This window comes from Thermotoga sp. RQ2 (assembly GCF_000019625.1).
Lineage (GTDB): Bacteria > Thermotogota > Thermotogae > Thermotogales > Thermotogaceae > Thermotoga > Thermotoga maritima.
In genome coordinates this window covers 1,474,723-1,493,798 of the sequence record NC_010483.1, presented here as the reverse complement: position 1 = coordinate 1,493,798, position 19,076 = coordinate 1,474,723, and the positions used below count along the sequence as shown (strand labels likewise).

17 protein-coding genes are annotated in these 19,076 nt (G+C 46.2%); 7 read left to right on the top strand and 10 right to left on the bottom strand.

Annotated elements, in window-relative coordinates; all coding sequences use genetic code 11:
• Positions 1–7 precede the first annotated feature (7 nt).
• Genes pnp through guaB form a run of 3 tightly spaced genes read left to right on the top strand, consistent with a single transcriptional unit; the run spans position 8 to position 4,804 of the window.
• Positions 8–2,134 carry a polyribonucleotide nucleotidyltransferase gene (gene pnp / locus TRQ2_RS07670; protein WP_004081541.1) on the top strand — a complete coding sequence of 709 codons (2,127 nt, stop codon included), beginning with the start codon at positions 8–10 and terminating at the stop codon, positions 2,132–2,134.
• Positions 2,106–3,344 carry a pitrilysin family protein gene (locus TRQ2_RS07665; protein ID WP_004081542.1) on the top strand — a complete coding sequence of 413 codons (1,239 nt, stop codon included), beginning with the start codon at positions 2,106–2,108 and terminating at the stop codon, positions 3,342–3,344. The genes pnp and TRQ2_RS07665 overlap by 29 nt, the downstream gene beginning before the upstream one ends.
• A gap of 11 nt (positions 3,345–3,355) precedes the next feature.
• Positions 3,356–4,804, top strand: a complete 1,449-nt coding sequence (guaB, locus tag TRQ2_RS07660) for an IMP dehydrogenase (RefSeq protein WP_012311160.1) — start codon at positions 3,356–3,358, stop codon at positions 4,802–4,804.
• On the opposite strand, the gene TRQ2_RS07655 is transcribed toward guaB, so the two are convergent.
• The 10 genes from TRQ2_RS07655 to TRQ2_RS07610 are packed head-to-tail and all read right to left on the bottom strand — an operon-like array spanning position 4,801 to position 13,185.
• On the bottom strand, positions 4,801–5,850 hold the full coding sequence (locus TRQ2_RS07655; RefSeq protein WP_041434415.1) for a tetratricopeptide repeat protein: 1,050 nt from the start codon (positions 5,848–5,850) through the stop codon (positions 4,801–4,803). The two genes, guaB and TRQ2_RS07655, sit on opposite strands and share 4 nt — an antisense overlap.
• 5 nt (positions 5,851–5,855) lie before the next feature.
• Positions 5,856–6,872, bottom strand: coding sequence for an AI-2E family transporter (locus tag TRQ2_RS07650; RefSeq protein ID WP_004081545.1), 1,017 nt, complete (start codon positions 6,870–6,872; stop codon positions 5,856–5,858).
• Between the two features lies 1 nt (position 6,873).
• A complete protein-coding gene (locus tag TRQ2_RS07645) occupies positions 6,874–7,647 on the bottom strand; it encodes an alpha/beta hydrolase (protein ID WP_012311158.1) in 774 nt (257 codons plus the stop codon).
• Between the two features lie 2 nt (positions 7,648–7,649).
• Entirely contained in the window at positions 7,650–9,059 is a 1,410-nt protein-coding gene (gene gltX, locus TRQ2_RS07640; protein WP_012311157.1) for a glutamate--tRNA ligase, read from the bottom strand.
• Positions 9,053–9,751, bottom strand: coding sequence for a PHP domain-containing protein (locus tag TRQ2_RS07635; protein WP_012311156.1), 699 nt, complete (start codon positions 9,749–9,751; stop codon positions 9,053–9,055). Before TRQ2_RS07635 ends, gltX begins: the two co-directional genes overlap by 7 nt.
• Positions 9,748–10,077 (bottom strand): DRTGG domain-containing protein, encoded by a 330-nt coding sequence (locus TRQ2_RS07630; protein WP_004081549.1) that lies wholly within the window; start codon positions 10,075–10,077, stop codon positions 9,748–9,750. Before TRQ2_RS07630 ends, TRQ2_RS07635 begins: the two co-directional genes overlap by 4 nt.
• The gene (locus TRQ2_RS07625; RefSeq protein WP_004081550.1) at positions 10,040–11,005 is read right to left on the bottom strand and encodes a CBS domain-containing protein; all 966 of its coding nucleotides are present in this window, start codon (positions 11,003–11,005) and stop codon (positions 10,040–10,042) included. The genes TRQ2_RS07630 and TRQ2_RS07625 overlap by 38 nt, the downstream gene beginning before the upstream one ends.
• A complete protein-coding gene (locus tag TRQ2_RS07620; RefSeq protein ID WP_012311155.1) occupies positions 11,002–11,352 on the bottom strand; it encodes a DRTGG domain-containing protein in 351 nt (116 codons plus the stop codon). The genes TRQ2_RS07625 and TRQ2_RS07620 overlap by 4 nt, the downstream gene beginning before the upstream one ends.
• An 11-nt stretch (positions 11,353–11,363) precedes the next feature.
• A complete protein-coding gene (locus tag TRQ2_RS07615) occupies positions 11,364–11,744 on the bottom strand; it encodes a SoxR reducing system RseC family protein (RefSeq protein WP_004081552.1) in 381 nt (126 codons plus the stop codon).
• Between the two features lie 16 nt (positions 11,745–11,760).
• Complete coding sequence (locus tag TRQ2_RS07610; protein WP_004081553.1) at positions 11,761–13,185, bottom strand: RtcB family protein; 1,425 nt, start codon at positions 13,183–13,185, stop codon at positions 11,761–11,763.
• A 50-nt stretch (positions 13,186–13,235) separates the two neighbouring features.
• On the opposite strand from TRQ2_RS07610, the gene TRQ2_RS07605 reads away from it, so the two are divergent.
• Genes TRQ2_RS07605 through ileS form a run of 4 tightly spaced genes read left to right on the top strand, consistent with a single transcriptional unit; the run spans position 13,236 to position 19,075 of the window.
• Positions 13,236–13,730: a Mut7-C RNAse domain-containing protein gene (locus TRQ2_RS07605; protein ID WP_004081554.1), complete on the top strand. Its 495-nt coding sequence runs from the start codon at positions 13,236–13,238 to the stop codon at positions 13,728–13,730.
• Positions 13,672–15,939, top strand: coding sequence for a sensor histidine kinase (locus TRQ2_RS07600; RefSeq protein ID WP_012311154.1), 2,268 nt, complete (start codon positions 13,672–13,674; stop codon positions 15,937–15,939). Before TRQ2_RS07605 ends, TRQ2_RS07600 begins: the two co-directional genes overlap by 59 nt.
• Before the next feature lie 4 nt (positions 15,940–15,943).
• Positions 15,944–16,294, top strand: a complete 351-nt coding sequence (locus TRQ2_RS07595; RefSeq protein WP_011943890.1) for a response regulator — start codon at positions 15,944–15,946, stop codon at positions 16,292–16,294.
• A gap of 21 nt (positions 16,295–16,315) precedes the next feature.
• The gene (gene ileS, locus TRQ2_RS07590) at positions 16,316–19,075 is read left to right on the top strand and encodes an isoleucine--tRNA ligase (protein WP_041434413.1); all 2,760 of its coding nucleotides are present in this window, start codon (positions 16,316–16,318) and stop codon (positions 19,073–19,075) included.
• The last annotated feature ends 1 nt before the right edge of the window (position 19,076 follow it).

Below are 19,076 nucleotides of genomic sequence, written 5' to 3'. Positions count from 1 at the left end.
TAGGAATATGAAGGAATGGCGACGTAACATCCTTGGAAGAGAACTCGTAGTTCAGTACGGAAAAGTAGCGAAACAATCGAGTGGTTCAGCCCTGGTGAGGTTTGGTGACACAGTTGTTCTGGCAACCGCAAACATTTCAGACAAAGCAGTGGAAGGAATCGACTTTGTACCTCTCACCGTTGAGTTCCAGGAAAGGTTCTACGCTGCCGGAAAGATCCCCGGTGGTTTCATAAAGAGGGAAGGTAAACCCAGCGAATCCGCTATTCTCTCAGCCCGCCTCATCGACAGACCGATAAGGCCTCTCTTTCCAAAAAAACTCAGAAACGAGGTCCAGGTTATCGTGACCGTGCTTTCGGTGGATCCGAACGTTCCACCGGACGTTGTGGGAATCTTTGCCGCGTCCCTCGCATTGAACGTTTCAAAGATACCGTTTGAAGGTATAGTGGCGGGTATTAGGGTTGGTTACAGAGACGGACAGTTCATAGCCTTACCCAGTGAGGAAGACATAGAAAAGGGTCTGATGGATATCACCGTTGCTGGAACAAAAGACGCTGTCACCATGGTCGAAGGTGAAGCAAAAGAAGTAACAGAAGAAGATATGGTGAAGGCCTTGAGATTCGCCCACTCCGTCATAAAAGAACTAGTCGATTTCCAGGAAGAGATTCTCTCAGAGTTCAACGTGGAGAAAATCCCCGTTGTCGAGCCCACACCACCTGAAGGCCTCGTTGAGGCTTTCAAAGATCTTCTAAACAAAGAAGAACTGGAAAGAAGAATCCTCGTAAAGGTGAAGAAGGAAAGAGAAGTGGCTCTCAAAGAGTACGAAGAACAGCTTCTGAATCAGATTGCAGAAAAATTGTCCGTAACCGATTTGGAAGGAATCAAACCCTTTGTCTCGGAACTCTATGAAGATGCCGTCAAAAAAACAATGAGGAGATTGATAGTGGAGAAGGGTATCAGAGCGGACGGGAGAAAACCGACCGAGATCAGACCCATCTCCTGCGAGGTTGGATTGTTCCCGAGAACACATGGCTCTGCTCTTTTCACCAGAGGGGAAACACAGAGTCTCGGTATCGTTACTCTCGGCGCTCCCATGGACGTTCAGATCATAGACACACTCCTCGAAGAAGGCGTTAAGAGGTTCATGCTGCACTACAACTTTCCTCCGTTCTGTACAGGAGAGGTGAAGCCGCTCAGAGGTCCCAGCAGAAGGGAAATCGGGCATGGACATCTGGCAGAAAGAGCTCTGAAGAACATGCTTCCACCCGAAGAAGAGTTCCCCTACACCATAAGAGTGGTTTCTGAGATCCTGGAGTCCAACGGTTCTTCCTCAATGGCCACGGTGTGTTCAGGATCCCTGGCGCTGATGGATGCTGGAGTTCCTATCAAGAAACACGTTGCAGGAATAGCGATGGGGCTCATTCTTGAAGAAGACGCCGAGATCATACTCACAGACATCATTGGAATGGAAGACCACTACGGTGATATGGACTTCAAAGTGGCTGGAACAAGAGACGGAATCACCGCCTTTCAGATGGACTGTAAGGTCTCAGGTGTCTCAGATGAACTCCTCATGAAAGCGCTCATGCAGGCAAGGGAAGCGAGAATGTACATTCTCGACAGGATGTATGAAACCATCTCTGCTCCAAGACCGCATCTGTCCAAGTATGCACCGATCATAAAGGTAACCAAGGTCGATCCAGAAAAAGTGGCAGATGTCATAGGACCTGGAGGCAGAGTGATAAAGAAGATCATAAAAGACTTCGATGTGAAGGTGGAGATCGACGACGAAACAGGCCTCGTCAAGGTCGTTGGAAGTTCTGAAGAAAACGTTGACAAGGCCATCGAACTCATAAGGGAAATAGCCAAAGAAATAGAAGTGGGAGAAGTTCTGGAAGGAAAGGTCACAAGGATAGAACCTTACGGACTGTTCATAGAGGTGAGACCAGGTAAGATAGGCCTCCTTCATCAGAGCAAAGTAGGAGAAGATATGAGGCAGTTCTTGAAAAAGGTGAAAGTCGGTGATACCATAAAGGTACAGGTGATCAACATAGACGACCTCGGAAGACTGCAGTTCAAACGTGTCACAGAGGGGGAAAACACTCAGCATGGAAAGACACACAGTAAACGAAATTGAGATTTTCACCATACCATTCGACAAGGCGCGGACGATCTCCTGCGCCTTTTTAATTAAAAAGGGATCCGCTCACGAACCAGAAGAACTTGCGGGGATCTCCCATTTCATAGAACACATGGCTTTCAGGGGAACAAAAAGCTACGATCACTTTTCTCTCAAGTACACCGTAGAAGTGGTTGGAGGAACTCTCAATGCCTTCACCGATAAACTCGCCACCGCTTATTATGCAAAAGTTCCGGAGTTTCACTTCGGAAAAACGCTGAACGTGTTGAAAGAGATAACTTTCTATCCCATTTTCTCTCCCGAAGACACCGAGATAGAGAGAAAGATCATTCTTGAAGAGTACAAGATGTCCCAGGATGATCCAACCAGTAAACTCTTCGATACTCTGGTGGAAACTGTCTGGCCCGGGCCCTACGGAAGGCCCATCATTGGAAGGAAGGAAACTATTGAGAAGATCTCGTCGGAAGATCTCAGAGAGTATCACAGGAAAAACTACAATCTTCCGGATACCAAAATCATCCTCGCTGGAAAAGTAAACGATGACTACCTTTCTCTTCTGGAAAAAGAATTGAGCGAATTAGAAAGGAACAAGCCAGGAGATCCTCTTCCACCTCCACCTTCGTTCGAACACACGGAACCCAGATACATCGTGAGGAACGACCTGGAGCAGGTACACATTGCCATGGCAAGACCCATTTGTGGAAGAATCAGTGAAGATATATACCCGCTTTATGCTCTCAACACCGCACTGGGAAGTGGAATGAGCTCCATTCTGTTCCACGAAATAAGGGAGAAAGAGGGCTTCGTTTACGATGTGTTCTCCCAGATCTACGCGCTGAAGGAAACAGGAATCATCATCGTGTACGCGGCTCTTTCTCCTGAAAAGATAGATGAGTTCTTCTCAAAGATGAAAGACGTTCTCTCCAATGAATCTCTTTTCATGAAGAATTTCGAATACGGAAAGATGAGATACCTTGGAAAGCTCGATATGGTCACAGACAATCCAGCCGGCATGATGAGTTTCGTGATCGATGATCTCTCTAATGACTCTCTGGAGACCATAGAGGAAAGGGTCGAGAGAATAAAGAACGTTTCGAAAGAAGACTACAGAAGGGCCTACGAGAGATTTATTGCGGGTAACTGGAGCGTGTTCGGAATAGGACCTGAGTCCGGGAAGATTATTGAAAAACACGAGATGATCGTTTGAGGAGGGATTGGATGAAAGAAGCCCTGACCTTTGACGATGTGCTGCTTGTTCCACAGTACAGCGAAGTCCTTCCAAAAGACGTGAAAATAGACACCAGGCTCACAAGACAGATACGAATAAATATACCACTTGTGAGTGCCGCCATGGACACAGTGACCGAAGCGGCTCTGGCAAAGGCTCTCGCAAGGGAAGGCGGCATTGGAATCATTCACAAAAATCTCACTCCCGATGAACAGGCGCGCCAGGTATCGATCGTAAAGAAGACCGAAAACGGCATCATATACGATCCTATCACCGTAACCCCGGATATGACGGTGAAAGAAGCAATTGATCTCATGGCAGAGTACAAAATAGGTGGACTTCCCGTTGTGGACGAAGAGGGAAGGCTTGTTGGCCTGCTCACAAACAGAGATGTCAGGTTCGAAAAGAACCTTTCAAAGAAGATAAAAGATCTGATGACACCAAGAGAAAAGCTCATCGTTGCCCCTCCAGACATCTCCCTTGAAAAAGCAAAAGAAATTCTCCACCAGCACAGAATAGAGAAACTTCCCCTCGTCTCAAAAGACAACAAGCTCGTTGGATTGATCACCATCAAGGACATAATGAGTGTGATAGAACATCCCAACGCGGCGAGGGACGAAAAGGGAAGGCTTCTCGTGGGCGCAGCGGTTGGAACGAGTCCTGAAACCATGGAAAGGGTGGAAAAGCTCGTAAAAGCGGGTGTGGATGTGATCGTCATAGATACCGCTCACGGTCACTCCAGAAGAGTGATAGAGACCCTCGAGATGATAAAAGCAGACTACCCGGATTTGCCGGTAGTGGCCGGAAATGTGGCGACCCCGGAAGGAACGGAGGCACTCATAAAGGCGGGAGCGGACGCTGTGAAAGTAGGTGTGGGTCCCGGATCGATCTGTACAACGAGAGTGGTAGCTGGTGTCGGCGTTCCTCAGCTCACGGCCGTTATGGAATGTTCTGAAGTTGCAAGAAAGTACGACGTTCCCATCATAGCAGACGGAGGAATCAGATACTCTGGAGACATTGTGAAAGCACTTGCAGCCGGTGCCGAGAGTGTCATGGTCGGAAGTATCTTTGCCGGTACCGAAGAGGCACCGGGAGAAACGATACTGTATCAGGGTAGAAAGTACAAGGCCTATAGAGGTATGGGAAGCCTTGGTGCCATGAGGTCTGGAAGTGCGGACAGATACGGTCAGGAAGGGGAAAACAAGTTCGTCCCCGAAGGAATAGAGGGTATGGTGCCGTACAAAGGAACCGTAAAAGACGTGGTGCATCAGCTTGTGGGCGGACTCAGATCCGGTATGGGATACGTTGGTGCCAGAACAATAAAAGAACTCCAGGAAAAGGCAGTCTTCGTGAAAATCACTCCAGCTGGAGTGAAAGAAAGCCATCCACACGACATCATCATAACGAAAGAATCTCCGAACTACTGGGTCCAGGCTTAAGAGAGTTTCTTTATGATTTCGTACTCTTTCATCGCTTCTTCGTGCATACCGATTTCTTCATAAAGACGGGCGAGCTTCAATCGGAGCTTCACATTTTCCGGCTGTTTCTGGAGCAGCTTCAAATAAATCGAAGCTGCTCTTTTTTTCATGCCGATTCTCCTGTAAAAAGACGCTCTGAATCGAGCAGAAAGAAACGGTAGAGCAAGAAGAACAGGGAGAAACGGGTAATATCTACCTCTTTTCTCTTCAGACACCTTCGACTTTTTTGAAACAGCGGCCAGTTTTTCTCTGAGCTTTTCCTTGGGAATGGTGAGCTGTTCGTACTCGTCGAGGATCTCCTCCACGTTCCCAGAGGCGTCCACCTTTGCAGAGATGGAAAAGTATTTCTTTATCTGTTCTTCGAGTTCGTCTGTTTCACTGTATCCCAAGTGATGTGCCACTTCAAAAAGTCTCAGAATATAGGAGTAACTCTCCTCTTTCAGAGGTATCTCCTTTGCTTTTCTCACAAGATGGTAGGCTATTTCTTCGGCATTTTCCACCTTCGAGAGAGCCTCCACCACCTCGAATGAGAACACGAAAGGATCTTCAAGAAACCTGTTCACAAGATCTTCGGCGAACTTCTCGGGGTTTTCTATTTTCAAACTGATGCCGAGTTTCCAGAAAAATGGTGAAGAGAGAAATTCCTCCACGTCTTGCAGTTTCTCAGCAAAACTCTTCAGCTCTGGAAAGATTTTTTCCAGCAGTGGTGATTCTTCCTCGGAGAACATTTCTTCTGTGTCTCTTAGTTTTTCAAGGAGACCATGAAAGTCTTCTGAGATGATTTCCCGAGAGAGGGAGGGGTGTTTTTCAACGAGCTTTTTTTTGGCAAAGAGAAACTCTCCAACATTTTCTAATTCTGGATCAGAGGGGTGCTTTTTCATGTAGTCGAGAAAAAGATCTATGGCATTGTCCAGATTCGTCTTCGAAAGGCTTTTTATTTCCTCAAGGGATAGCGCCATAGTTAGAAGAGAAGGTATCAGTAGAAGAAGAATGAAGATAATTCTCAAAACTCTCACCCCGCCTCAAAAAGGGGCCTGAGAAATTTCCTCCAGAAGACTTTGAAAAACAGAGCGAGCGGCACTCCCACAAAAGATCCGAACAATCCGAAGAGTTTCCCAAAAAACAGGATGGACAAGATTATGTAAACGGGATTCAGCTTTTCGAGGCCTTTCATCAGCTGAATGAAGACAACGAAGGCAACGGCATGTATGAGGATCGCAAAGAGTGCTATGAGAAGAACACCTTTCACACCGAGAGTGAGAGAAAAAAGAAGTACAGGGATGTATTCCAGGACCACTCCAACGATTGGAATGAAGTTGGTCACAAAAGCCCAGAGGCTTATGATGGCGCTGTACTTCAAGTTGAAAGCTTCGAAAACAATCCAGTAAGAGAGTCCTATTATCACAGCATTTATGAAGATGACCCTTATGTACCTCCCCATACTCGCGTACACATCACGGAAAAACTCTCTCGCTTCCGCTCTTACACTCTTTGGATAGATGAGAACAAAGAAGCTGGCTATTTCGCGAATATAGAACACGGTGTAGCCGAGTCCGAAAAGCGTGAAAACAATTATCGTGGTAACAGAGACAAAATTCGTTGTTACAAGCGAAAAGACATAGTTCAGGAAATCTGTGAGCTTTGGTTCAAGAAAATTCATGATCTTATCGAACACCGGCATCAGTTCAGGAGATTTTATGTAGTCTTTCCATATCTTGCTTTCAAAAACTTTTGTCATGAATTCGATGAAACTCCCAAACTCGTTGAAAACAGGAGGAATGATCATGTAAAGCGAATAAACCATCACGAAAAAGAAGAGAAGAAGTGCTGCTACCCTGGAGAAGTACTTTCCAAATTTCAGCTTCTCCAGGAAACGAATGACCGGATCCAAAAGGAGCGTGAAGAACACCATCAACACAATCACTGCAAAGACATCCGGGAAAATCTTGAATACGAGAAATGAAATCAATATGTACAGTGTCGTGAAGAAAAAAGCTTTGTCCTCTAAGATCTTCCTGAACTCCTTCAACTTATTTCCCTCCGAGTTTTTCGAGACTCCACTCGACTATCGTTTTGAAAAACTCTTTCTGGTGCTCTGGATCTTCAAAAAGTTCATGGTATCCTCCAGGAAAGCTCACCAGTTTTTTCTCTGTGCTCAGTGCTTCGAAAAACTTCTTGCTTCCCTCAAAAGACACCACCCTGTCATCAGTTCCGTGAAGAATGAGAACAGGAACCTTTATCCTTTCAGCGTCTTTGAGAACCTTTTTCATATGGGAGAGCATATCTGAAGCGAGCTTGAAAGAGATCCTGTCGTGAACGAGGGGATCTCTTATGTACGCTTCCACCGCTTCTCTGTTCCTGGAAAGATCGCTTGGATTTATTCCGTTGCTCATCGTGAGGAATGGAACAAAAACGGACAGAAACCTCACCATGAATTCAAGGACCGGAGAATGGGTATCTGGAAGCAGGATAGCGGGGGCCGACACCACCAACCCTTTCTGGTTCTCTGGCTGAAAAATCTGAGTGAATCTGATAGCTATCAATCCACCGAGACTGTGACCAAAGAGCACGAACCTTTCCAGATCTTTCGTGATCTCGTTCAATATTTTAAAAACGTCATCAAAACGAAGGTGCCCTCTTCTTCCGGGAGATTTGCCGTGACCTGGTAGATCGAATGTGACCACCTGAACACCCTCTGAAACGAATTCTCTCACAAGTCTTCTGTACCTCCCGGAGTGTTCACCGAGACCGTGTACGATCACAACTGTACCTTTCCAGTCTTCTCCGTGTTTCTGGATGTTCATTCTCATCCCCCCAGAGATCTTTCTATTCTTCTCAAAAAGATCTCCTTTCCAAGAAGAGGAATAATGTTGACGAGTTCAGGACCTTCTTCTCTACCAGTCAGAACTCTTCTCAACGTCATATAGAATTCTTTGGGCTTTACACCGTGTTGTTTCAGTACCTTCTTGAAGACAGGTGTGATTTCTTCCATGGTCCACCGAACGTTCTGGAGCTCTTCTTTGAGCTGTGAAAACACTTCTTTCATTTCTTCTGGTATTTCAACAGGTGCTGGATCTTCAAAGAAGAAGCGGGACTCTTCAGGAAATTCTGAAAGCACCTCTACTCTCTCTTTTGTGATCTCCAATACCTTTTTAAAGTACTCCTCGTCGATTATTTTTATCCCGGCTTTCTCAAAGAACGGCTTTGCCAGTTCTGCGAGCTTCTCAATCGGCATGTTCCTCAAATAGTAACCGTTCATCCATTTCAACTTCTGTGGGTCGAAAATCGCAGGGTTCGGGCTGAGCCTGTCCAGAGAAAACGAAGAAATCAATTCTTCGAGAGTGAGGAGTTCTTTACCCTCTGGGTGAGACCATCCAAGAAGTGCCAGATAGTTGACAAGCGCCTCCGGAAGATATCCCATGTCTCTGAACGCTTCCACAGAAGTGGCTCCATGTCTCTTGCTCAGTTTTTTTCCATCGGGTCCCAGTATGGTGGAAACGTGCGCAAAAACGGGGGGAGCCTTTTCAAACGCTTCATAGAGAGCGAGCTGTCTCAGTGTATTTGAGAGATGGTCGTCTCCACGGATAACGTGTGTTATTTCCATGAGCATGTCATCCACCACACAGGCGAAATTGTAGGTGGGAAGACCGTTGCTTCTCATTATCACAAAATCCCCAATTGCTCCTGTCTTGAACACAACTTCACCTTTCACCACATCGTTCAACACATAGTCTTTTCTGGGCATCTTGAAAAACACAGCCGGCCTCAAACCCTTTTCTTCGTATTCCCTTCTTCTCTCGGGAGTATCAAACTTTTCGAACATCTCCTGGGAGTAGTGTGGTGCCTTTCCTTCAGAGAGGAGTTTCTCCCTCATCTCTTCGATCTCTTCAGGGTAAGCGTAAACGTAATAGGCCTTCCCCTCCTTTACAAGCCTTTCAGCGTGTTCTCTGTATATCTCCACTCTCTCGCTCTGCATGTATGGACCGTGGTCTCCTCCCACGTCCGGTCCCTCATCCCACAGAAGACCAAGCCACCTGAGAGATTCCATGAGCTTCTCTTCGTACTCCCTCTCAGATCTCTCCAAATCGGTGTCTTCTATTCTGAGGATGAACTTTCCTTTTTCTTTCCGTGCGAAAAGAAAGTTGAACAGAGCGGTTCGAGCTCCTCCAACGTGGAGAAAGCCAGTGGGGCTCGGTGCGAATCTCACCCTTACCAATTCAGAACACCTCCCAGTGTGTATTCGCTGTTGAGGATCTTTTTCAGTACTTCCTCGGGTGAATTCGGCGCTCCTGATATGTCGATGTACCTTCTTCCTATATCAGAGGGAAAATGGGCGTCCGATGTCACTATCACCCTGAGATTCTTTTTCTGGGCATTTTCTTTTCCCTCTCTACTCACCACTTCAGCAACAGGAATCTCGAGATCTGGAAAGAAACCGAGCTGGTAGAGAACACCGAATCTCTTCTCAACATGCGCGTAAACCGGTATCCCTCCAAATGATCGAATCAGCTCTACAGCCTGAGACAGTGTGAGATCTGAAGGAAAACCGAGTGGAACGTCTTCGTAGCCCGTGTAATTCCCCTTTTCGTCTACAAAGAGCTGATAGCCCATTTTCTCATGATCGTGTTTCACCGATGGAAGATGTTCGTAAACGATCTTCGTGACTTTCAATGCGCTTTCGATATCGGAAAAAAAGCCGAGCACGTGAACATCTTCCACCGTCTGTATCTCTATTCCAGGGACAACGAGTTTCTTCATTTTCAGAAAAGCAGGAACGTTTTTTGCGCTGTTGTGATCAACTATGCCGAGAATCTGTACATCTTCCGATGCCCTCTCCACAACGGGCGGTATCATGAGCAGATCTGCGCACGGTGACAGACACGTGTGCACATGTAAATCCGCCTTCATCTCAACCCCAGCTCGTACACCTTCCCAGAAACTATGAAGGAGTTCTCCTGAGATTTAAGGAGCACCACTCCGTTCTCCTCTGCCTTCTTCACAGTGTCCTTTTCGTATTCGTGACCGTCACAGAGAACGATCCCCTTTATTCCGACAACCGTGGCAACCGCTATTATGTTGACGTGAGACTGAACTGTGATCCAAAGCGTTGAAGGCTGGGCTTTCCCCAACACTTCACTCAAAAGGTCACAGGTGAAACCGTGTTCCACTTCCGTGTTCAGATCACCGCACACATGTTCAAGCCCCAGTTTTTCCACTATCTCCCTTATCCTCACCTCTATCCCTCCTGAAGAACACCATCTCAACGATTACACCCTTTCCCACTTCTGAGATGATGACCATTTTATCGGAGTACCTTTTCATGTTTGGAAGCCCCATCCCTGCACCAAAGCCGAGCTCTCTGATGTGGTCTGGAGCCGTTGAATAGCCTTCTCTCATCGCGAGTTCCAGATTTTCTATCCCTTTTCCTCTGTCTTCTACCCTCACCGTGATTTTCTCATTGTCGATGAAGCAGTATATGTACCCATCGGATTCGCTGTGAATGACAACGTTTGCTTCCGCTTCGTAAGTAGCTATTGCGATTCTTCTTGCCAGTTCTTCATCCACTCCTCGCTCCAGGAGAAACCTCTTCAATTTGGAAGCCCCTATCCCGATCATGTTCACATCGAAGTAATCTATGTGGAAAACAAAATCCGCTTTTCCTTTTTCCAGGACTTCTCCCGTGATCAGTGAAGTTCCTTTTTCCAGGACTTCTTCCATCCTTTTGTCGTGCAGATACATGATACCGAGTTTTGCCAGGAGAAAATAGATGATGTCGTGCTTTGTCACGATCCCCACCAGTTTTCCCTCATCGTCGACAACGGGAAATCTCCCATAACCGTATTTCTCAAAGGTCTTGACGGCGTCCTGGAGGGTGTCTGTTTCTTTCAGACATACCACGTTCTTCGTCATGCGCTTTTCAACACTGTCTTTTATGTAACTTCCCTCGAGGGCCTTTATGATGTCTTCCAGACTGACGATTCCCACCACCCGTTTTTTGTCATCCACTACGGGCACACCTGAGATCCTCTTTATCCTCATAATCTCTTTCACGTGAAGAAGTGTCTTGTCCGGCGTTACATATATCACATCCGGATTCATGAACTCGGAAACTCTGACATCCTGGAAGATGGCTTGCAATCTGTCTATGATGGAAACGCTCATTCTATCGCTCTCCTGACGGGCTTCAAACCTTTCATGTAAAGTCTGCCACAAGTTTCGAACATGGAAAGATTCGTTGCAAGAACGGTGATGTTGCATTCTTTCGCAAAATTGACTATAGTCTCAGGAATATCTCTTTTTCTGACGAAGAGAACAGCGGGTATCCCCACCACCATGGCGGTTCGCACGGCCTGTGGAGAGTGAAGTCCTGTGATCAGAAGAACGTTCGGCTCAGCAAACGCGAGAACATCACTCATGAGATCTGTGGCAACGGCTCTTTCTATGTTCAGATCTTTGTTTCCACAAAGGATCTCTCCTTCTACGATTCTGGCGATCTCTTCTATTGTCACGCAAACACCTCCTAAGAGACCTTCCTGAGAATTCTAGGAGGTTTTCTGTCTTTTCTTCTGAAACGAAACAGAGAATAATAGGCGAAAACGCTTCCCAGCGCAAGTACGAAGGTTACCCAATCTTTCAGCCTAAAAAGGTATCCAGTTATCACAGTCACCGCGAATATCACAAGCGGAAGAAAATAAACGAGTGTTGATACCTTCAAAGGATCGTACTCGGGTATGTCTACCACAACCTCATCACCGGGCTTCAAATCTTCTCCACACCAGTCTATCTCGAGTTTTATCTCGTTGTCGGAAAGACAGATGTTCTTTGCCGGGCAACTCCCACAAGCGCTCGTTCTAGCTTTTGCCACCACCACTTTCCCGTCTTTCACTTCTCGAACATACATTTTTTCTACGATGGTATCACCCCTTCACAACACCAAGAGGAATCATCCTGGCTACTTTTCTCGAAATACCTATCTCATGAACGATCTGCACCACTCTGTCCACGTCTTTGTAAACTTCAGGAGCTTCTTCAACCAGAGTCTTTTTACTCTTGCTCATGACGACAATATTTTTTTCTGCCAGTTCATCGAGAACTTCCCTGTAATCCAGCTTCTTCAGGGCAGCGGACCTTCCAAGGACTCTCCCCGCTCCGTGTGCGGTGGAACCGAAGGTCTTTTCTTCGGCTTTCTTTGTTCCTACCAGAAGATAGGAAGCAGTCCCCATGTCACCCGGTATGATGACGGGCTGTCCCACTTCTCTGTAGATCGAAGGAACCTTTTCGCTTCCGGGACCAAGAGAACGTGTGGCACCCTTTCTGTGGACGACCAGTTTTCTTCTTTTTCCGTCAACTTCGTACTCTTCCACTTTTGCGATGTTGTGAGCAACGTCGTAGATGAGATCAACACGTGTGTCTCTCCCGAACACTTTCCAGAAAGCTTTTCTAACGAGATGCCCGAGGATCTCCCTGTTCGCGAACGCGTAGTTCGCTGCACAATTCATGGCAGAATAATAGGCCTGTCCAAGTGGATGTTCGAACGGAGCGTTTATAAGCTGTTTGTCGGGTAGATTTTTGTTGTGTTCCTTCAGATTATCCCTCATGAGCCTTATGTAGTCGGTCGCAACCTGATGTCCGAATCCTCTGCTTCCGGAGTGAATCATCACCGTGATGGTACCGATCTCCAGACCGAAAAATTCAGCGAGTTCTTCGTCGTATATTTCCTGAACCATTTGAACCTCCACGAAGTGGTTTCCCGCACCGAGAGTTCCGAGCTCGTCACTTCCTCTCTCGAACGCTTCCTCCGATACGTACGAGGGATCCGCTGGATGTATCTTTCCACCGTCTTCGATTCTTTCCAGATCTTCCTCAAGACCGTACCCTGACTTGACAGCCCACTCCGCACCTTCAACGAGAACTTTCCTGAGCCCCTTCTTGCCGAGAACGATGTCTCCCGTTGAACCAACACCCGCGGGAACGAATTCGTATATAGCTTCGACAAGAGACCTCATTCTATCTTTCACATCTTCGTAGGTGAGATCTGTCTTCATCAGGCGTACTCCACAGTTTATATCGAAACCCACACCACCCGGCGAAATGATTCCTTCTTTCACATCGAAAGCGGCGACTCCTCCTATTGGAAAGCCGTAACCCCAGTGTATGTCCGGCATGGCGAGGGCGTATTTCACAATGCCGGGAAGCGTGGCCACGTTCATGAGCTGTTTCATCGCTTCTCTGAACTGAGGATCGTTCACACTCTCGGCGTCCGTGAATATGATCGCGTCAACCTTCATATCTCCCTCTTTTGGAATTTTCCAGATGTATTTATCGAGTCTTTCTATCTTCATAATTTATCCCTCCCACTTTTAGTTTATCATTAAATAGTGGAGGATAGATTATGAGTGAGGTTCGATTCGCTGTCGATGCCTCGCTGGTACCGCTTGCAAAAAAGTTGAGAATCCTCGGGGTGGATGTGAAGGTTTGCTACTCTGAAGAACCCGGGAAAGTCCTTCTGATATGCAGGAAAGAGGGTAGAATTCTTCTCACAAAGAAATGTTCTCTTATAAAATTTTTCGAAAAATATGGGCAGAAAGTCTTCTATATCAAAGATGAAAAAGATTTGAAAAGGGTGATAGAACATTTTAAACTGAAACCAGAACGTGCAAGGTGCCCGTACTGTAACAGAGAACTCTTGCCGACTCCACGTGAGGAAGTGATTGAAAAGGTGCCTCTGTACGTTTTTCTGAACGCAGAGAAATTCTCCAGATGTCCCAGCTGCGGAAGAATCTTTTGGAGAGGATCTCATTTAGACTGGGTGAAGGAAGTGATACCAGATGGTTCCGGAGAGACTGAAACAGATAAAGGGAATAAGGATTCTGGAAAGCGAGGATGAAATCCCTCAGGAAGGTTTCACCTGCAGATTTGGAAAGCATACAGTTGTGGCAAATGATGAAGAGTCTTTCGAAATCGTCAGACTCTACAAAAGGCTCACCGTTTATGAGCTGTTGCTCTCTCTTGTGGATTCAATATGTGTTCACCCGAAAGAGGAAGCTCTCAGGTTTTCCCTCAAAAAAGTCAGAGAATTTCTGGATGCGGAAGAAGTCTATCTGATAGAGGGCGATGCTTCTTATTCTTCGAAGGGAGAGAAACTCTCCATCGATGAGATAAAAAAGAAACATCCAGGGGCGAGTGTGAGAGAGTGGAGGAACAAACTGCATCTTGTTGTGGTTCGCGAAGGCGCATTCGATGAAGAAGAAGAGGTACTCTGTACGAAACTTTTAGAATTCATCGGAAACGTATCAGAAAAACTCTGGAGGCTTAAAGAAGAAGTCCAGAAATTGAAAAAGTCGTACGAAGAACAGCTGAAAGTTTCAGAGATACAGAAAGAACACATAAAGAAAATGAGAATAATTTATTACGTCAGCCAGGCCATGAGATCTGTTTATGATCCGAACAACCTTTACCGTGTGATTTTGCTCAGCCTTGTTTCAGAGAGAGGATTCAATTTCGACCGTGCTGTTCTTCTCAAAAAAGATGAAGGTACAGGCTCTCTGATGGTCGTTTCCGCGGTGGGTGGCGATACACTTCAGGAACACGAAGAACTCAAGAGATACCTCAGAAAAAGAACCTTGAGATACACAGATCTGGTACAGTTTTTAAGGGAGGAGGCGCTCACATTCTCGTTTGAAACGAAGTTCAATGAAAAAATAAGGGGAAAGAGATTTTACTACAGAGAACATCCGATATTCGAAAGGGTGGTTTTGAGAAAGAGTATAGTGAGGACTTCGAGAGAAACTCTCGAAAAAATCAGGTACGAAATAGAAGATGTTATAAGTATCCTTGAAAACGATGAGTTCATAGTCTTTCCACTTGTTGGGCGATGGGACACTCTCGGTGTTGTGGTGGTGGACAACAAATTCAGCAAAAAGGAAGTCACCGATCTGGATCTGGACGTGCTCAAACTTTTCTCTGAAAGTGCAGGTCTTGCTCTGGAGAACGCGTACAATTATGAAAGTTTGAGAGAGAAAACACTGGATCTTCAACGTCAAAACGAACTTGTGGAACACCTCAGGAACTTCAGTGAAAGCATTCTGGAGAGCTTAGAAACAGCCATCATAACGCTGAGCAAAGAAGGACGTGTAACCGAATGGAACAAAAAGGCCGAACAACTGTTTGGTCTGAAGAAAGAAAACGTACTCGGAAGAAGGCTCAAAGATCTCCCCGACTTTGAAGAGATCGGATCAGTCGCAGAAAGCGTTTTTGAAAACAAAGAACCCGTGTTTCTCAACTTCTACAAATTCGGAGAAAATTATTTCAACATAAGATTCTCCCCTTTCAGAAATGCCAAAACACAGTTGCTCGAGGGAGTCATCATCACGATCGACGATGTCACAGAGCTGTACAAATACGAAGAGGAAAGAAAAAGAAGAGAAAGACTTTCCATACTGGGAGAGATGACTGCAAGAGTCGCTCACGAGATAAGGAATCCAATAACGATAATAGGCGGTTTCATAATGCGCATGAAGAAACATCTTGACGATCCAGAGACGCTGAAGAAATACATCAACATAATAACGAACGAACTATCCAGGCTTGAAACGATTGTCAAGGAAATCCTGGAATACAGCAAAGAACGGCAGGTGCTGGAATTCACCGAATTCAATCTGAACGAACTCATAAGAGAGGTCTACGTTCTATTCGAGGAAAAGATCAGAAAGATGAACATAGATTTTTGCTTTGAAACGGACAACGAAGACCTCAGAGTTGAAGCCGATAGAACGAGGATAAAACAGGTACTGATAAACCTTGTTCAAAATGCAATAGAAGCGACAGGGGAAAATGGTAAGATAAAGATAACGTCGGAAGATATGTACACCAAGGTGAGAGTGAGTGTCTGGAACTCGGGTCCCCCCATACCGGAGGAGCTGAAAGAAAAGATATTCTCACCGTTCTTCACCACAAAGACTCAGGGAACAGGTTTAGGACTTTCAATCTGCAGAAAGATCATAGAGGATGAACACGGAGGAAAAATATGGACGGAAAACAGAGAAAACGGGGTTGTTTTCATCTTTGAAATTCCAAAGACACCAGAAAAGAGGTGAGAGAATGAAAAGGATACTGGTTGTCGATGATGAGCCGAACATAAGGGAACTTCTGAAAGAGGAACTTCAGGAAGAGGGTTACGAAATTGACACGGCAGAAAACGGGGAGGAAGCCTTGAAGAAATTCTTCTCTGGAAACTACGACCTGGTGATTCTCGACATAGAGATGCCCGGCATCAGTGGACTGGAGGTAGCCGGTGAGATCAGAAAGAAAAAGAAAGACGCAAAGATCATTCTGCTCACGGCCTATTCTCATTATAGAGCCGATCTTTCATCGTGGGCAGCGGATGAATACGTTGTGAAGTCGTTCAACTTCGACGAATTGAAAGAGAAAGTGAAGAAGCTACTTTCGTGACGCAGGAGGTGTAAAGAGTTGATGGACTACAAAAACACGCTGAACTTGCCAAAAACTTCATTTCCGATGAAGGCAAACTTGGTGAACAAAGAAAAAGTGTTTCTCGAAGAATGGGAAAAGATGGATCTTTACAACTACGTACTCGAACAGAGAAAAGGAAAACCCCTTTTTGTTCTGCACGATGGGCCTCCGTACGCAAACGGCCACATCCACATCGGAACGGCTCTGAACAAGATTCTGAAGGACATCGTCGTCAAATACAAAACGATGAGAGGATACAGGGCACCGTACGTTCCTGGCTGGGACACCCACGGTCTTCCCATAGAACACAGGGTGTCTCAGGAACTGGGTGAAAAGATAAAAGAAATGTCACCCGCGGAGATCAGAAAGAAGTGTGAGGAATTCGCTCTCAGATTCGTTGATATACAGAGAGAAGAATTTAAAAGACTCGGTGTTCGGGGAGACTGGGAAAATCCATACATCACGCTGAAGCCAGACTACGAGGTGAAAATACTGGATGTTTTCAAAACCCTTGTAGAGGAGGGAAACGTTTACAGATCGTTGAAACCCATCTACTGGTGTCCGAGATGCAGAACTGCCCTCGCGGAAGCGGAAATCGAATACCACGATCATAAATCTCCTTCCATATACGTGAAGTTCAGATCCAAAGAAGATCCGAATTTCTTCATCGTGATATGGACCACAACACCCTGGACACTACCGGCAAACGTTGGTATCGCTCTGCACCCGGATTACGAATACTCGGTGGTGAAGGTCGGAGAGGAAAAATGGGTCATCGCAACAGATCTTCTCGATGCTTTTTCGAAGGAGACTGGAATCGACTGTTCCAATGTCGTCGAGAAAATAAAAGGAAAGGATCTGGAAGGAAAAGAGTTCGTTCATCCCATCTTCGATGACAAAACCTCCAGAGTCATTCTTGCCGATTACGTATCTCTCGAAACAGGAACGGGCTGTGTCCACATAGCCCCCGGTCACGGTGAAGAAGACTACATCTACGGTCATGTGCAATACGGTCTTCCCATCGTCTCTCCCGTTGATGAGGAGGGACGTTTCACGGAAGAAGCGGGAAAATACAAGGGAATGTTCATAGAAGATGCCAACGAGGTGATCATAGAGGATCTAAAGAAAAAAGGAATCCTGGTTCACGCGTCAAGTATCACACACTCCTACCCACACTGCTGGCGCTGTAAGGGGCCTGTGATCTTCAGAGCAACTGAGCAGTGGTTCATTTCTGTGGATCACAACAACCTCAGGCAGAAAGTGCTGGAAGAAATAGACAAGGTGAAGTGGATACCGGAATGGGGCCGGAACAGAATCAGATCCATGGTGGAGGAAAGGCCCGACTGGTGTATCTCAAGACAGCGTGTCTGGGGAACTCCCATACCAGCGGTGAAATGTAAAGAATGCGGAGAAGTGGTACTCGATCCGAAGGTAATAGAACACTTCATGAAAATCGTTGAAAAAGAAGGTACAAACGCCTGGTTTGAAAAAGAGGTGGAAGAACTCATCCCCGAAGATTTCGTGTGTCCAAAATGCGGCAAGCGATCTTTCGAAAAAATGCTGGATACACTCGACGTATGGATAGATTCTGGTGCCTCCTTCGAATACATAACCACGAAGAGAGAAGATCACCCGTTCCCCCTCGACATGTACCTTGAAGGTAGCGATCAGCACAGGGGATGGTTCCATTCTTCCATCTTCCTTGCCGTCGCAAAGAGGGGGTCCGCACCTTACAAAGAAGTGCTAACACACGGATTCATAAAGGACGAACAGGGAAGAAAGATGAGCAAGTCCCTCGGAAACGTAGTGGATCCCATGGAAGTGGTGGAAAAATACGGTGCCGAGATTCTGAGACTGTGGCTTGCGAGCAGCGACTACTTCAACGACATAAAGATATCCATGAGGATCGTCGAACAACAAACGGAAGTTTACAGGAAGATAAGAAACACGTTCCGATTCCTCCTTGGAAATCTAGAGGGCTTTGATCCTGAACTCGACAGAGTTCCTTATGAAAAACTCTTGACGATCGACAGATGGGCCCTTGGACGACTGCAGGAGATCATAAAACGCGCCACCGAATATTACGACAGCTACGAATTCTCGAAGGTTTACAATCTCGTGGTGAAGTACTGCACAACAGAACTCAGCTCCCTCTACCTGGACGTCGTAAAGGACAGACTCTACGTGGAAGCGAAGGATTCAATATACAGAAGATCGGCGCAGACGGTGATGCACGAAATTCTCATTGCCCTGATGAAGATCCTTGCACCCATCATGACTTTCACGATGGAAGAGGTTTACTCCCACCTTCATGAAAAGGACAGAAAATACAAGACGGTTCAGGCGGAATACTGGCCAGAGTACAAAGAAGAGTTCATCGATAGAGAGCTCATGGAAGATTTCGAAAAACTCCTCTCCATAAGAGAAGACGTGTTGAAGGCCCTCGAGGAGAAGAGACAGCAAGATGTGATCGGTCACTCTCTCGACGCTGAGGTCGTACTTGTACCCAAAAATGACACCATCAAAGCGCTTCTGGAAAAATACAGAGACATACTCGAAGAACTCTTCATAGTATCGAAGGTATCCCTTTCGGACGCTTCGGGAGAATTGAAAGGAGAACTGGTAGAGGTGACCGTCAAACACGCAGAGGGTGAAAAATGTCAGAGGTGCTGGAAATACACAACGGAGATCTCTGCTTCTGAAGATTTTCCGGGGGTTTGTCCAAGGTGTCTGACAGTTTTGAAAGGAGAGAGGAAGTGAC

Excerpts from the sequence above, each read along its gene's own strand:
- TRQ2_RS07595 (WP_011943890.1), top strand. The coding sequence starts at position 15,944 with ATGAAAAGGATACTGGTTGTCGATGATGAGCCGAACATAAGGGAACTT.
- pnp (WP_004081541.1), top strand. The coding sequence starts at position 8 with ATGAAGGAATGGCGACGTAACATCCTTGGAAGAGAACTCGTAGTTCAG.
- TRQ2_RS07625 (WP_004081550.1), bottom strand. The coding sequence starts at position 11,005 with ATGAGCGTTTCCATCATAGACAGATTGCAAGCCATCTTCCAGGATGTC.
- ileS (WP_041434413.1), top strand. The coding sequence starts at position 16,316 with ATGGACTACAAAAACACGCTGAACTTGCCAAAAACTTCATTTCCGATG.
- TRQ2_RS07635 (WP_012311156.1), bottom strand. The coding sequence starts at position 9,751 with ATGAAGGCGGATTTACATGTGCACACGTGTCTGTCACCGTGCGCAGAT.
- TRQ2_RS07605 (WP_004081554.1), top strand. The coding sequence starts at position 13,236 with ATGAGTGAGGTTCGATTCGCTGTCGATGCCTCGCTGGTACCGCTTGCA.
- TRQ2_RS07600 (WP_012311154.1), top strand. The coding sequence starts at position 13,672 with ATGGTTCCGGAGAGACTGAAACAGATAAAGGGAATAAGGATTCTGGAA.
- guaB (WP_012311160.1), top strand. The coding sequence starts at position 3,356 with ATGAAAGAAGCCCTGACCTTTGACGATGTGCTGCTTGTTCCACAGTAC.
- TRQ2_RS07665 (WP_004081542.1), top strand. The coding sequence starts at position 2,106 with ATGGAAAGACACACAGTAAACGAAATTGAGATTTTCACCATACCATTC.
- TRQ2_RS07615 (WP_004081552.1), bottom strand. The coding sequence starts at position 11,744 with ATGTATGTTCGAGAAGTGAAAGACGGGAAAGTGGTGGTGGCAAAAGCT.
- TRQ2_RS07645 (WP_012311158.1), bottom strand. The coding sequence starts at position 7,647 with ATGAACATCCAGAAACACGGAGAAGACTGGAAAGGTACAGTTGTGATC.
- TRQ2_RS07610 (WP_004081553.1), bottom strand. The coding sequence starts at position 13,185 with ATGAAGATAGAAAGACTCGATAAATACATCTGGAAAATTCCAAAAGAG.